General features: G+C 60.8%; 13 protein-coding genes, 1 tRNA gene and 1 pseudogene. 2 read left to right on the top strand and 13 right to left on the bottom strand.

Annotated elements, in window-relative coordinates:
* Positions 1–1320 precede the first annotated feature (1320 nt).
* Both JQ575_RS37295 and JQ575_RS37290 read right to left on the bottom strand, forming a co-directional pair.
* A pseudogene (locus JQ575_RS37295) lies at positions 1321–2548 on the bottom strand (alpha/beta hydrolase family esterase).
* Positions 2549–2552: 4 nt separating this feature from the next.
* The gene (locus JQ575_RS37290) at positions 2553–2993 is read right to left on the bottom strand and encodes a CopG family transcriptional regulator (RefSeq protein ID WP_409364864.1); all 441 of its coding nucleotides are present in this window, start codon (positions 2991–2993) and stop codon (positions 2553–2555) included.
* A gap of 382 nt (positions 2994–3375) precedes the next feature.
* Between JQ575_RS37290 and JQ575_RS46705 the strand changes: the two genes are divergently transcribed.
* Positions 3376–3609 (top strand): DUF3606 domain-containing protein, encoded by a 234-nt coding sequence (locus JQ575_RS46705; RefSeq protein ID WP_212038179.1) that lies wholly within the window; start codon positions 3376–3378, stop codon positions 3607–3609.
* A 611-nt stretch (positions 3610–4220) separates the two neighbouring features.
* Entirely contained in the window at positions 4221–4667 is a 447-nt protein-coding gene (locus tag JQ575_RS37280; protein ID WP_212038178.1) for a hypothetical protein, read from the top strand.
* A 43-nt stretch (positions 4668–4710) separates the two neighbouring features.
* On the opposite strand, the gene JQ575_RS37275 is transcribed toward JQ575_RS37280, so the two are convergent.
* The 11 genes from JQ575_RS37275 to JQ575_RS37225 all read right to left on the bottom strand — a co-directional run bounded on the left by JQ575_RS37275 (position 4711) and on the right by JQ575_RS37225 (position 12926).
* Positions 4711–4896, bottom strand: a complete 186-nt coding sequence (locus JQ575_RS37275; protein ID WP_212038177.1) for a hypothetical protein — start codon at positions 4894–4896, stop codon at positions 4711–4713.
* Between the two features lie 166 nt (positions 4897–5062).
* Entirely contained in the window at positions 5063–6310 is a 1248-nt protein-coding gene (locus tag JQ575_RS37270) for a site-specific integrase (RefSeq protein WP_212038176.1), read from the bottom strand.
* 85 nt (positions 6311–6395) lie between these two features.
* Positions 6396–6471, bottom strand: a tRNA-Phe gene (locus tag JQ575_RS37265).
* 203 nt (positions 6472–6674) lie between these two features.
* Positions 6675–6899, bottom strand: coding sequence for a DNA gyrase inhibitor YacG (gene yacG, locus JQ575_RS37260; protein WP_212038175.1), 225 nt, complete (start codon positions 6897–6899; stop codon positions 6675–6677).
* Positions 6889–7512 (bottom strand): Maf-like protein, encoded by a 624-nt coding sequence (locus JQ575_RS37255; RefSeq protein ID WP_212038174.1) that lies wholly within the window; start codon positions 7510–7512, stop codon positions 6889–6891. Before JQ575_RS37255 ends, yacG begins: the two co-directional genes overlap by 11 nt.
* Before the next feature lie 250 nt (positions 7513–7762).
* Positions 7763–8230 carry a low molecular weight phosphatase family protein gene (locus tag JQ575_RS37250; RefSeq protein WP_211997833.1) on the bottom strand — a complete coding sequence of 156 codons (468 nt, stop codon included), beginning with the start codon at positions 8228–8230 and terminating at the stop codon, positions 7763–7765.
* 147 nt (positions 8231–8377) lie between these two features.
* Positions 8378–8881, bottom strand: a complete 504-nt coding sequence (locus JQ575_RS37245; RefSeq protein WP_212038173.1) for a UPF0262 family protein — start codon at positions 8879–8881, stop codon at positions 8378–8380.
* Positions 8878–10173, bottom strand: coding sequence for a histidinol dehydrogenase (hisD, locus tag JQ575_RS37240; RefSeq protein WP_212038172.1), 1296 nt, complete (start codon positions 10171–10173; stop codon positions 8878–8880). The genes JQ575_RS37245 and hisD overlap by 4 nt, the downstream gene beginning before the upstream one ends.
* Before the next feature lie 140 nt (positions 10174–10313).
* Entirely contained in the window at positions 10314–10769 is a 456-nt protein-coding gene (locus JQ575_RS37235; protein ID WP_212038171.1) for a DUF2948 family protein, read from the bottom strand.
* Between the two features lie 94 nt (positions 10770–10863).
* Complete coding sequence (gene murA, locus JQ575_RS37230; protein ID WP_212038170.1) at positions 10864–12153, bottom strand: UDP-N-acetylglucosamine 1-carboxyvinyltransferase; 1290 nt, start codon at positions 12151–12153, stop codon at positions 10864–10866.
* A 113-nt stretch (positions 12154–12266) separates the two neighbouring features.
* Positions 12267–12926 (bottom strand): epimerase, encoded by a 660-nt coding sequence (locus tag JQ575_RS37225; RefSeq protein WP_212038169.1) that lies wholly within the window; start codon positions 12924–12926, stop codon positions 12267–12269.
* Between the last annotated feature and the right edge of the window lie 7 nt (positions 12927–12933).

Raw genomic sequence — 12933 nt, 5'->3', positions numbered from 1 at the left:
TGGGCTAATATTTTGAGGACGGCGCACCGGAAGCTCCGCGACACCACGAAATTGGTCAACGTGGTTGCAGCATCCACTACGAATTAGGCTTCCGCGTGACTGCAGGTAATCACCGCAAAAACATTTCGAGGACGCTCGGTCGACCCACATGCATTCATTCCAGCTTTGACGAGAAGCTCGTCCGCTTCACTTCATCAGCGTGCGCCGCCAGCGATGCCAATCGTCCGCGCCTTTCGTTAGCTCTTTGGAGAGCGCCTTACGGTCACCGCCGGACAGATGGATTTGATTATGCTTACCGCGCATCAAAGCGCGAAATGGCACGGCTCGAAGCGACTTTGCTATCTAACGCGGGCGACATACCAACGACGCCATCCTTGCCCGTCATTTCGGCTTCGGTCATTTCGCCCTCGCGATGCGTTATAACTAGAGGATCGACAGTGGTAGTGGGGGAAATAAACTCCGGTTATGTGGTCGCCAGCCTCAAACAGCACCTTCCTTGATGAATGTCCTTACATGCGGTCGAGACTGGCGAACGCTCTATCGATGTAGCCCAAGCGGTTTTCGTCGGCGTTGGGCATCGGAAAGCGGGGCAGTCAATTGGGAGATTTTTCGTCAATCTTAGGTGGCGCGGCTTTTTCCACCAGCGCGATAATTTCCCGACGCTTTTCCGGGTCAGTAATTCTTACGAAGGCCCTCAACAGTCGGAGGGTCTCGAGGTCTTCTCGTTTAACGGTCATTCCCGTTGATACGGGAACTCTCAGGAACGGTCTTGGTTAACTTGTTCGAGACTTACTTTTAACCTTAAGGTTGCTCATGGTAAAATTTACGTTGGGGTAGCTTAACTGCAGGGCGCGCTGCTCAGCACGGACATTCAAGATGAGATAGTGTAAATGATTCCAAATCGCGTCAATGCGAGTTGAGATGAGCCCAACCGTCACCGTGATATTCATCTGCTCCAAGTGCAGTGCCGGATATCAGGCTACTCAAAAAGAACGCCCGGAGAAGGTGAGCGGTAGCTTCAACTGTGAGGTTTGCCAGACCAAAATTTACGCATGGTCCGGCCTGTACGCTTACTTTGATTGGCAGGCCGTCGAAATAATACCCAAGCCGGGCCGAGAGACGCCGCCGAGCGGGCGATTTCGTTAGATTCGCGCTTGAGCCGGGCGGCTACTTCGTAACCGCGCCAGTTCTCCACTCCTTTTATAAAGCGCCCATTTGCCACCTCACCTCAGGGTTTACGCCTGAGGCTATCCGATCAGCGAATGCCACCGATCAGATGCGTCAGGGTCCGAATGATCGCATTGATAACGCATTGCATGGTCATAGCGTTCTTGATCTCGAAGGCGCGCTGTACTTCGCCGGGAGCGAATGATCCAGGAAAAAACGAAGCATTTCCCTCGTTGCATCCGGTCCCCGGGGATCGGTGTACGAGCCCGCAGGGCTGCCGCCCGACCATGCGTGTCCGGCGCAGTGGATGCTCCAGTGCTCTACGATTTTGCGTCGGCCCGCGTCAGTATGGGTTGTGCGGGTGTATGCATGGCCTCCGGGTATCTGGCCGCGATGCAAGCGCTATTTGCGTGCTCGTTTGGCCGATGGCCTGCTCAACAACTTGACCGGCATTGCTTGGATGCACGGTGGTGTCGCGGTCGCCGTGAAAAATAATTGTCGGCACAGGCGGCTCGTTGCCGGAAATGACTATGCGACCGGGTGCGCCGCCTTGTCGCATGGCGGCAAATGCGGAGGGCATGTCGGTGGCGGCCCCGTAGGCGAGGCCGGAATGGATCCCGACCGCCGCATACAGATCATTATGAGTTGTCCCCATGATAGCCGCAGCGGCCCCTCCAGCCGACAGTCCGCCGACATAGACGCGTTTTGGATCGACCGAATAATCGCGCATGACCTGGCGGGTGATGCCCGCGATAAGCGAGGGTTCGCCTGTACCGCGTTTCTGGTCGGCTGTGCGAAACCAGTTCCAGCAATTCGACTGGTTGGCGTCGCTGCGCTGGGCAGGATAGACAACGAAGCACGGTTGTTCCTCTGCCATGAAGTTCATTCGCGTACCGGCAGCGAAATCGTCGGGCGATTGGGTGCAGCCGTGCAGCATCACGATCAAGGGGAGCGGCTGCCCCTGATATCCGCTCGGGATGAAGAGCTTGTAAGCGCGGCTTCCCGCCGGGTTGCTGTAGACAGCTTCAATGAACTTCGTGCCCTCGGGCGCGATGTCCAACGCAGACGGCGGGGTGCGCTTCGCGCCTCGCATTCCGAGCCAAGAGCCATCCTTTGCTCGTCGGAATAATGGTTGAAGCCTGGGGGATGAGGAGGATGGAGCCTGCGTCAGGTGCGCGCCACTAGTCTCCTCTGTATCATTGGCCTTCGCATCGACGGTAAGCGGCTCGCTGCCTGGAAGGGCAATGCGCCCTGGTGTGCGCGAATGCGCGTCGGGCGCGCGGTCCCCGCGGAGCATGCGCTGAAGCAACGCCGTGGCTTCCGCAAGTTGGCCTGCTTGCGTCAGCCGTGTGGCTTCGCGAAGGGTGTCCTGGTTCAGCATCTGGTTACCTTATTCTGTCGGCGAGAGCAGCCTTGACGGCGGGACTGGCGTGCAAAGCTCCGAGCACGGAGACTGAGCCAATGGTGGCGCGGGCGAGATCGACCGTGACGTCTTGAGCGATGCTGGCAAGGCCGAGAACATTGATGTGCAGCATCTCACCGGTCCGGCGCGCCTCTTCGAGATCCGCGCGGCTGTAGGTTCGCAAACCAAGTTCCAGGCTTTTTCGGACCGTGGACTGTTTGACTACATCCGCGTGGCGTTCGAGTTGGTTACGGATCGCTGTTCGAATGAAATCGGTACGATTTGAGTAGAAGCCCTCCTGCACCATCAGATCCACATGCCCGAGGTCGACATAACCAAGATTGATCGTGATTTTTTCGGTATCGGCGAGCTTTGGTCTGAGTTTTCGAACATCCGCGGACATTTTGTACCATCCATTGACCATCTGATTGGATGGTATATGGATGTCCGGACGGGCTATTCAAGAGCTCCGATGCCACGCAGCCGATTTCTTTAAGCTGTTCAACTGTCAGGTCGTCGGCGACGGAAAAAGTGTCAGCCTCTGAATCGCCTTCGCGATACGCGGACCCGCGTCCCGTCGGGCCGTTCTCTTCTTTGCCGCACGCTCGTCTCTGGTGAGCCAAGGCTTATCTTTGTGTGCGTATTGGGCATCAGCAGAACGGCAACCATGCCTGCCTCATACCCGCCATGAACCGGGATTGACGACGGCGGAGTCTCCATCGGAGCTGCACCGCACATTTCCAATGTGAAGTAGGAACCTGGATTTTGCTTGCAGGTTATCGCCTGACCCCTTGTTGAGTAACGCCATGCACAAGCCTATCCCATACACCTCGGTTCTGATCGACCCAACGAACGACCTCCAGGTTCATCATTGGGCGAAGGATATGCAGCTTCAACCGTACGAACTCCGGGCAGCCGTCGCGTTGATCGGTCCACGTCTCAGCGACCTCCGGCGGTACTTCGGAAAGTCCGCGCCCGTTATCTGTCTGAAAGACAGGCGCCAACCTAGAACAGTTAGCCCCTACGGCTTTCCGGCGTAGTGTAATTAGCTGGAATGCACATTGGGACCTGCTATTGAACGTCGTGTCTAACGCGTGCACGTCCCTTCGCCAGGTAAACCAACGCCGCTCACATCGATCGCATCCGATTTCCGATAAGATCAATGCTCGAGGACCGAACAAACATGGTGATCGTCTAGGACGCGAGACTGTCCCACTAGCTCTCTCGTCAGTTGGGGATATTCATTTCCCGTCGGCGACTTCCAAATCTTGCTCGGACAAGAGACATCGTTTCTCGATGGGAACGAAGTCGACCTCGGGACGGGTTGGGGCTGTCAACATTCAATTCTAATTATGGGCATCGGAGCCTCATAATCGCATAATCGGGAGGCACAGCGGTCTTTCGCCGCCTTGACCTTGGAGCACTGCCCCATCCGCAGCCTGGTCGAACGTTTCGGCTCCCAACCCACCGCAAAGTTGCTCGATTTCTTGTCGAATGAGTTCTGTAGGAGAGCTCCAGAAAAACGGCTGCCGCGGTCCATAACTCACGAAGCTTCATAGTCCGTCTCGGCGAATCCTTGAAGCCGTAAACTCATGGTAGAGATCATCCAGGCAAGAGCCTATCGTGACGAGGGGTTCGCGGAGGGCGTTCGATGTTTGGTTGGTTCAACTCGGAATCACGTGAGCGGCGTAAGAAGGTAAGATTGGACCGCACGCACCTTGAGGAGCGGGCCCGGCGTTTTCTGAAAAGCTATTTAGAAGCAGATGAAGCACGAAAGCATCAATTTTATCGTGCTGTCGAAGACGTAAGCAAAAAGTGCCACCAGGGCGAGAGTCTGTCCCGAACTGATATAGATGATGCTCGCATTGCGGAAAATACGTCACGAGCGGCGATGCAATTGGTTTTGGATCGCGCGGGCCGGTTACACCAAGACGATCGCCTTGGGAACTTCGTTACTGATGCCTGCGCCACGGTGGCTATTGCTTACCAGCGTGCGGCAGGGGTCTATGTGGATGATAAGGAAATGCAGCAATTGGGGACCGCAGCCGTCCATCTTCTCACCATGGCCACGTCACATACGACCGCGCACGAGGACTGATATGAAGGGACCTACTTGGTGGCTACTCCCTCTCCAGCGCATTCTATATGCGGCGCCGCTCGCTTTCTTCGGGAGTTCCACCCGGTGACTTGAAGTCGCCGGATTTGCCAATTGTTGATTCCGGGCCATTCTTGGCCTCCATCCGAAACTTTTCATTCCAGCCGAAGAAGCCACACAATATCGCAATAACTAAACCGGCCATCATTACAAGCGCTCGCTTCCGGGTCATTGTTGGCCCCCGTACGTTTCCCGGTAACGATGGCAGTTTCCTTCTCCCTTTTCACGCAGCGCCGGTCTTTGACGGGTTTCACGATAGGTGCCGCAACTAGCTTCCCCCAGGCGAAGTGCATTGCGCATAAGAAGTCCCTCCACCTGAACTTCCTAACCAAACAAGTTCAGGCGCTCGTCAATTCTGACAGCTCATGCGAAGCCGAGCTTTGCCATACGAGCGCAGGATGAAGCGGAATGATACGCTCGGATCCGCTCGTCTTCACGGAGCCAGCCTCTGGCATCACCTTCAAACACCAGACGCCCTCTATCTCGACAACGTCTTCACGTCGAAGTTGACAGATCTCTGACACGCGAGCGCCAGAATAAGCGCCAATCCAAGGTACCCACCGGCGGACCGGATCTCTCTCCAAAAGTGCTGCCCGCAGAATTATTCTGCCTTCCTCGTCCGTGAAACTCCTCTTCTTCTCACCCTGCTTGGCGCGAACATCGATGGTGACCTTTTCGGCAACGTTGTCGGCGAGGAGCTGATTTTGTACGCCCCACTGCAGTATCGCACGAACAGGTGCGAGCTTAGCGTCGCGAACCGTTTTGGACCTCAGGCCGGCTTCTACTAAGGATGACTTCCACCTAAGCAAGTCGTCAGCGGTCAGCGCGGATGCGTTCTCGTGCCCCAGGAACGAGGCCAGTTGCTTGATCACCCTTTGCCACTCGTAAATTGTCTTTGGTGCGGGGCGCCGCTCAGCGATCCACCCCTCGACCAATTTAGGAAAAATGATCGCTCTCCGGCTAGATGCGGACGGCGCTCGATGGGGCACCTCAAAAGGGAAGAAAGTTTCGAGTGGTTGGCCATCCGCGAGCCGTTTCAACTGAAGGCTCGCTCGTTGGACTACCCTTGCGATGCATCGGGCAAGTAGACGATGACAAGTCTCGTCTAACTGCAAACCACGAGCTTCACATAGCTCCGATGCACCCTGAAGGCACCATTGTTCCATTTGCAGAACGTCGAAGGAGCCTGCCGTGGGCATGTGCTTGTTGAGTGCCCCCAGATCGCCGGCTTCAAGCACGGCCAGTGGTGCAAATACCCGGTCCCCGAATTCAGTCTTCCACGTCTTTTGAGCGCTTGGATTCTCTCGATGCTGAGCAATCCACCAATCGGCAACGGGTGCTGCCAGATCAAAGGCCTCCCTTTCGCTAAGCGCCTTTGGTGGTGATCTCAGGTTTGACCACCGCAGCTCGACCTCAGCCAGGGCCGCAGCATGTAGACGCTTAGCGGCGTTCGGATCGCGCGTGCCCAAGCTCCGTTTCTCTTCGCGCTTGCCGACAAGGCGCAGCAGATCATCCGGCACGCGTTTGCGCAGCCAGTAGATGCCTGTCTTTGGGTGCTTCCAGGGACGAGCCATTGCAAGGGGCATGTGTACCACCCGTGTGTACCAATCGGGTAGTCCCAAGTGCTTGATTTCACTGATTGCTCTGGATATCAGTCGCTTAGTAGCGACTTGGTGCCCAGGGGCGGGATCGAACCACCGACACTGCGATTTTCAGTCGCATGCTCTACCAACTGAGCTACCTGGGCACTGCGGGGCGAAAACGGCCCGGAGCGGGCGGTTTATAGTGGGGCGAGAGGGCCGTGTCCACCCGCCTTCGCCTTCGGCTACGGCGTGGCGGGCCCGGTTGGGAGTTATCCGCCAAATTGTTGGGAATTAAGTGGTATTTGGTGTCGGGGCGTATGTTGCTGGGCCAATCGGCTGTCGGCCGACAGAGCGCCATGCCCCGCCCCTACTCCTCGTCTTCACCCTCATTCTCCTTGCCGGGGATGACGTAGCGGCCGGAGAGCCAGCGGTTCAGGTCGACGTCGCGGCAGCGCGGGGAACAGAACAGCAGAGTTTTGGGGTTCTCGGCGGGCTTGCCGCATTCCGGGCAAGGCTTCAATGAAGGCTTCGATGCGCCCGATGCGGCCTGGCCGGCATCCTTGCCCGCATCTTTGGGCGGATCAGCTGGCATTCAACCAGCCGAAGCGGATCGGAAAACCTTCGCCGCCGAGCAGCGTGACCGTTTCATAGAGCGGCAGGCCGACGATGTTGGTGTAGGAGCCGACCATCTTGACCACGAACGATCCGGCGATGCCCTGCACCGCATAGCCGCCGGCTTTGCCGCGCCATTCGCCGGAGCCGATATAGGCCTGGATGTCGTCCTCGTTGAGCCGCTTGAAGCGGACGCGGGTCTCGATCAGGCGCTGGCGAAAGGCTTCCTTCGGCGTCACCACGCAGATCGCCGTATAGACGCGATGGTTGCGGCCCGACAGCAGCCGCAGGCACTGCGAGGCTTCGTCAACCAGATTGGCCTTCGGCAGGATGCGCCGGCCAACCGCGACCACGGTGTCGGCGGCGAGGATGAAGGAACCGCGCAGCTCATCATCGAGCTGCACGGATTTCAGCGCGGCGTCGGCCTTGGCGCGCGCCAGGCGATTGGCGCAGGCGCGCGGCAGCTCGCCCCGCTTCGGGGTCTCGTCGACGTCAGCGGGACGCAGCGCGTCGGGCTCGATGCCGGCCTGGTTGAGCAGGCTGAGCCGTCGCGGCGAACCGGAGGCAAGAACGAATTTGGGACGGCCAAGCATGCTGATTTTTGGGAGGCAGAGGAATCGAGGGGGCGAATGCGCGCGGAACCTATCGGAAGGGCGTGGTTTTCACAACCGGGTGGCAAGTGGTTGTTGCTGCGAAGAAAAATCTCGCGTCGCCCCTGCGAACGCAGGGGCCCATAACCACCGGCGGGTGTAGCTGAAAGAAAGCTTTCACAACGACCGCCCTAAACCATACCCGCCGCGGCGTATGGGTCCCTGCGTTCGCAGGGACGACACCGACGGACAATCACCCGCTCGCCGCGCCCACCTTCGAAAATCGCCGGCGGATGCGCAGCGAGAGGCCGTCGCAGACGTCGCGATAGGCTTGCAGCTTCTGCTCGCGGCTGCCTTCGGTGTCGGTCGGATCCGGCGTCGGCCAGTATTCGACGTCGGCGGCCAGCGTATGCGTCAGCGCCAACGCCTTGTGATGCGCCTCCGGCGACAGCGTGATGATGAGGTCGAAATTGAGCCCTTCCCAATCCTCGAGTTCCTCGAACGTCTGCGGCTTGTGGCCGGAAATATCCTGGCCGAGTTCGGCCATCACCGCGACCGCGAACGGATCGAGCTCGCCCTTCTTGACGCCGGCCGACTTCACATAGAGCGCCTGCGGGAACATCTGCTGCAGCAGGCTTTCGGCCATCGGCGAGCGCACGCTGTTCAGGCCGCATGAGAACAATACGGCCTGCGGATTGCGCGCGCGGGGCGGCGCGTCCATGCGGTCAGTCTTCTCTTGTTCGGGGCGCGAGCCTCTCCGAAAGTCGGATCCCGCGCTTTATTTGACGCATGACCTCAGGACAAACGAAGGCGTTTGTCCGAGAAAACCGCTTCGCACTTTGCACTAACGTGGCCCTTCGGGTCGGGGTCATGCGTCCTGCCCCTTCCAGTGCAAGACGCAGATCAGCGTGAACAGCCGCCGCGCGGTTTCGAAATCGACGCGCACCTTGCCCTTCAGCCGCTCCTGCAGCGTGCGCGAGCCCTCGTCATGGATGCCGCGGCGGCCCATGTCGATGGCCTCGATCTTGTCGGTGGTCGCGGTACGGATCGCCTGGTAGTAGCTGTCGCAGATCATGAAATAGTCCTTCACGATCCGCCGGAACGGCGTCAGCGACAGCAGATGCGCCACCACAGGCGTGCCGTCCTCGCGGCGGATGTCGAACATCAGCCGGTTGCCGGTGATGGCAAGGTGCAGCGTGAACGGGCCGCTCTCCGCCCCGTCAGGCGCGAACAGATTCTGCTCGATCAGGTCGTAGATCGCGATCGCGCGCTCGTGCTCGATGTCAGGCCCGGAACGCCCGATCGATTCTTCGTCCAGCGTCACCGCGACAATGCGGTTCTGCGGATCCTCGTCTGCGGGCGGCTTGGTCATGACAGGTTGAGACGCAATCCGATCGAGCGTGAATGGGCATCCAGACCTTCGGCCTTGCCCAGGGTCATCGCGGCGGGTCCCAGCGCGCGCAACTGGTCCGGCCCGCATTTGAGAATCGAGGTGCGCTTCATGAAGTCTAGCACGCCGAGGCCCGACGAGAACCGCGCCGAGCGCGCGGTCGGCAGCACGTGGTTGGAGCCGCCGACATAGTCGCCGATCGCCTCGGGCGTATGGCTTCCTAAGAAGATCGCGCCGGCGTTGCGGACTTTTGCCGACAGTGCTTCGGCGTCCGCGGTCATGATTTCCAAATGCTCGGCCGCGATGGCGTTCGCAAGCTCCACGGCGTCGTCGAGCTTTTTCACCATGATGATGGCGCCGAAATCCTGCCACGAGGTGCGGGCGATTTCCGCGCGCGGCAGCGTGACGAGCTGCGCTTCGACCGCCTGCTCGACTTCGGCGGCGAGACGTTCGCTGTCGGTGATCAGGATCGACTGCGCGCTGGCATCGTGCTCGGCCTGCGCCAAAAGATCAGCGGCGATCCAGCCGGCATTGCCGGTGTCGTCGGCGATGACGAGCACTTCGGAGGGGCCGGCGATCATGTCGATGCCGACCTTGCCGAACACCTGCCGCTTGGCGGCGGCGACATAGGCGTTGCCGGGGCCGACGATCTTTGCGACGGACGCGATCGTGGCGGTGCCGTAGGCGAGCGCCGCCACCGCCTGCGCGCCACCGACGCGGTAGATTTCCGCGACGCCGCCGAGCTGAGCTGCCGCCAGCACCAGCGGGTTGAGCTTGCCGTCCGGCGACGGCACCACCATCACCACGCGCGGCACGCCGGCCACCGCGGCCGGCACCGCATTCATCAGCACCGAGGACGGATACGCCGCCGTGCCGCCGGGCACGTAAAGGCCGACCGCGTCGATCGCGCTCCAGCGCCAGCCGAGTTCGACGCCGAGCGCATCGGTGAAACGCTCGTCCCTGGGCAGTTGGCGGCGATGGAACATCTCGATCCGGTCGCGCGCGAATTTCAGCGCATCCAGCGTGGCGCTGTCGCAGGCTTTGGTCGCGGCCGCGATCTCATCAGCGGTGACGCGCAGGCCGGAGGCTGCGATGTCCAGCCGGTCGAATTTGCGGGTCGCCTCGAGCAGGGCGGCGTCGCCGCGCGCGGCCACGTCATCGACGATAGCGCGTGTCGCCCGCTCGACATCGGCGGATGCTTCGCGCTTGGCGCCGAGAAAGGCGCCAAAGCGCTGGTCGAAATCGGCGCTGCTTCTGTCCAGGCGAATGGGCATGGTGGCTTTCTGTGGAGGCTTGCGGGCCTATGCTCAATGGCGCGGCGGCCAAGGGCCGTCAACCCTTTGAGTCCGCCCTGGCAGGATGGTTCAAAGGGGGCAAGCCCAAAACCCCGTCGTCCCGGCGAAGGAGGGGCTTTTCAGGCGTCCTGCCCCGACGGCGCGATGCCGATATCGCTGGTGCCGAGGTCGTCGGCGCCGAGGTCGGTCAGCTCGCATTCCAGGCATTCGACGTCCAGCCGCAGCGCCCCGCCATGGCTGAACAGCAGCAAGGCGCTGCCGCCGGGGGCCTCGCCGGGGTGGAATTCGATCCCGACCAGTTCCAGCACGGCATCCGGCGCATCCAGGTCGATATTGCGCGACTTGCATGCCAGCACCCGGTCGAAGCGCAATGCTGCGATCGTCCGCCGCGGGGTGGTGCCGCCGGACAGCGTCTGCTCCCAGTCGAGCCGGTTCATGCCGACCACCAGGCGCTTTTCGTCCTGCCGCCAGACGATGTCGGAGGCCTGCACCCGGGCATCCTGGACATGCGCCGAGATCACCGAAAGATCATCGGAATCGAGCGCGATCAATTTGAGCTGTTCAGGTGAACCCATGCGCCAACTTTACCTTTAATTTGCGCGTAGCCTAGCCGCAAAACCGGTTCCCATCTTGGATCAAGTCCGAGGACATGCTTTGGCGGGATACACGTCAGTCGCTGATGCGCTGGATCGAGGCGCCGCAGGCCGACAGTTTTTCCTCCAGCCGCTCAAAACCGCGGTCGAGATGATAGACCCGGTTGACCATGGTCTCGCCTTCGGCGGCAAGGCCGGCGATGACCAGCGACACCGACGCGCGCAGGTCGGTCGCCATGACAGGCGCGCCGCGCAAGCTCGCGGTGCCGTCGATGGTGGCGGTTTCGCCGTCGAGCGAAATTTTCGCGCCGAACCGCGCCAGCTCCTGCACATGCATGAAGCGGTTCTCGAAAATGGTTTCGGTGATCTGCGAGGAACCGCCGGCGCAGGCCATCAGCGCCATCAGCTGCGCCTGCAGATCGGTCGGGAAGCCCGGGAACGGCGCGGTCGACACGTTGACCGGCCTGATCCCCGCACCGTTGCGGGAAACTTTTATGCCATCCTTGTTGACGGTGATGACGGCGCCTGCCGCGGTCAGCACGTCGAGCGCCGATTGCAGCAGCTCCGGCCGTGCACCCGCCAGCTGCACCTCGCCGCCGGTCATCGCCACCGCCATCGCATAGGTGCCGGCCTCGATGCGGTCGGGCAGCACGGTGTGCCGCGCGCCGTGCAGTTTTTCGACACCATCGACCACGATGCGCGGCGTGCCGGCGCCGGTGATGCGCGCGCCCATCTTGTTCAGGCAATCAGCGACGTCTGATATCTCGGGCTCGCAGGCCGCGTTGTCGATGACGGTCGTGCCCCTGGCCAGCGTCGCCGCCATCAGCGCGACGTGGGTGCCGCTGACCGTCACCTTGGGGAAATCGATCGACGCGCCGCGCAGGCCGCCCGGCGCTTTGGCGACCACATAGCCGGCGTCGATGGTGATCTCGGCGCCGAGTTTCTCCAGCGCCATGATCAGCAGATCAACCGGCCGCGTGCCGATCGCGCAGCCGCCCGGCAGCGAGACCTTCGCCTCGTGCATCCGCGCCAAGAGCGGCGCGATCACCCAAAAACTGGCGCGCATCCGTGACACCAGCTCATAAGGCGCTGTCGTGTCGATGATGTCAGCCGCCGAAATATGCAGGGTCTGTCCCTGATATTCGCGGTCGCCGGGCCGCTTGCCCGCGGACATGATATCGACGCCGTGATTGCCGAGGATACGCTGCAGCTGCGCGACATCGGCAAGCCGCGGCACATTGTCGAGAACAAGGGTTTCCTCGGTGAGCAGCCCCGCGATCATCAGCGGCAGCGCGGCATTCTTCGCGCCCGAAATCGCGATGGTGCCGTTGAGCGGGCTTCCGCCGACAATCCGAATGCGGTCCATGCCACCCCCCTTTTTTGTTATGCAGAACGTATGGGGGCCGCGAAACCCCAATGGCAAAAGCCTTGAAGTTTGCGGCTATTTGATGGGTCTTGCCGTCTGGAATGGCCGTGCGACTAAATGCTGTTGATATCCTCGCTCTCCAGCACCAGCTTCGGATAGCCATCGCGTGCGACCTTGATCATGGCGCGGCCGAGCTGCTCGCTTGTTGTCATGAACTTCGGCGAGGTGCGGGCGAGATATGACAACAGCGGTGCGGCGACGACATAGATCGCATTCACCCAGCCGGTCTTCGAGCGCACGCCGTGCAGCGGCTGGATGCCGGCGGGCCGGAACATGTAGGCGGCCTTGAACGGCAGCTTGAGCAGATCGTTCTCGGTCTTGCCTTTGACGCGCGCCCAGCGCACCGGGCCCTGTTCGGTTGAATCCGTGCTGCGGCCGGTGACGTAGGTGAACACCATGCCGGGGTTGAGCCGAACCAGCGTGTTCGCCGCAGCCATCGTGACGTCATAGGTCAGATGCCGGTAGCGCTCGGCGTCCATGCCGACAGAGGAAACGCCGAGGCAGAACAAGCAGGCGTCGTATCCGGTGAGATCGGACTCGATGGCGGAGAAGTCCGTGAAGTCCTTATGCAGGACTTCACGGAGCTTGGCGTGCTGCTGCCCGGTCGGGCTGCGCCCGACCACCAGCACGCGCTCGACGCTGGCGTCGAGCAGGCATTCGCGCAGCACGCCCTGCCCGACCATGCCGGTGGCGCCGAACAGAATGACCTTCATGGCAGGG

Source organism: Bradyrhizobium sp. JYMT SZCCT0428, assembly GCF_018131075.1.
Lineage (GTDB): Bacteria > Pseudomonadota > Alphaproteobacteria > Rhizobiales > Xanthobacteraceae > Bradyrhizobium.
The sequence above is the reverse complement of the archived record's forward strand: the minus strand, read 5'-3'. Positions and strand labels throughout refer to the sequence as shown.

Coding starts and splice junctions, on each gene's coding strand:
- JQ575_RS37290 (WP_409364864.1), bottom strand. CDS start 2,993: ATGGTCAATGGATGGTACAAAATGTCCGCGGATGTTCGAAAACTCAGA.
- JQ575_RS46705 (WP_212038179.1), top strand. CDS start 3,376: ATGCACAAGCCTATCCCATACACCTCGGTTCTGATCGACCCAACGAAC.
- JQ575_RS37280 (WP_212038178.1), top strand. CDS start 4,221: ATGTTTGGTTGGTTCAACTCGGAATCACGTGAGCGGCGTAAGAAGGTA.
- JQ575_RS37275 (WP_212038177.1), bottom strand. CDS start 4,896: ATGACCCGGAAGCGAGCGCTTGTAATGATGGCCGGTTTAGTTATTGCG.
- JQ575_RS37270 (WP_212038176.1), bottom strand. CDS start 6,310: ATGCCCCTTGCAATGGCTCGTCCCTGGAAGCACCCAAAGACAGGCATC.
- yacG (WP_212038175.1), bottom strand. CDS start 6,899: ATGCCAGCTGATCCGCCCAAAGATGCGGGCAAGGATGCCGGCCAGGCC.
- JQ575_RS37255 (WP_212038174.1), bottom strand. CDS start 7,512: ATGCTTGGCCGTCCCAAATTCGTTCTTGCCTCCGGTTCGCCGCGACGG.
- JQ575_RS37250 (WP_211997833.1), bottom strand. CDS start 8,230: ATGGACGCGCCGCCCCGCGCGCGCAATCCGCAGGCCGTATTGTTCTCA.
- JQ575_RS37245 (WP_212038173.1), bottom strand. CDS start 8,881: ATGACCAAGCCGCCCGCAGACGAGGATCCGCAGAACCGCATTGTCGCG.
- hisD (WP_212038172.1), bottom strand. CDS start 10,173: ATGCCCATTCGCCTGGACAGAAGCAGCGCCGATTTCGACCAGCGCTTT.
- JQ575_RS37235 (WP_212038171.1), bottom strand. CDS start 10,769: ATGGGTTCACCTGAACAGCTCAAATTGATCGCGCTCGATTCCGATGAT.
- murA (WP_212038170.1), bottom strand. CDS start 12,153: ATGGACCGCATTCGGATTGTCGGCGGAAGCCCGCTCAACGGCACCATC.
- JQ575_RS37225 (WP_212038169.1), bottom strand. CDS start 12,926: ATGAAGGTCATTCTGTTCGGCGCCACCGGCATGGTCGGGCAGGGCGTG.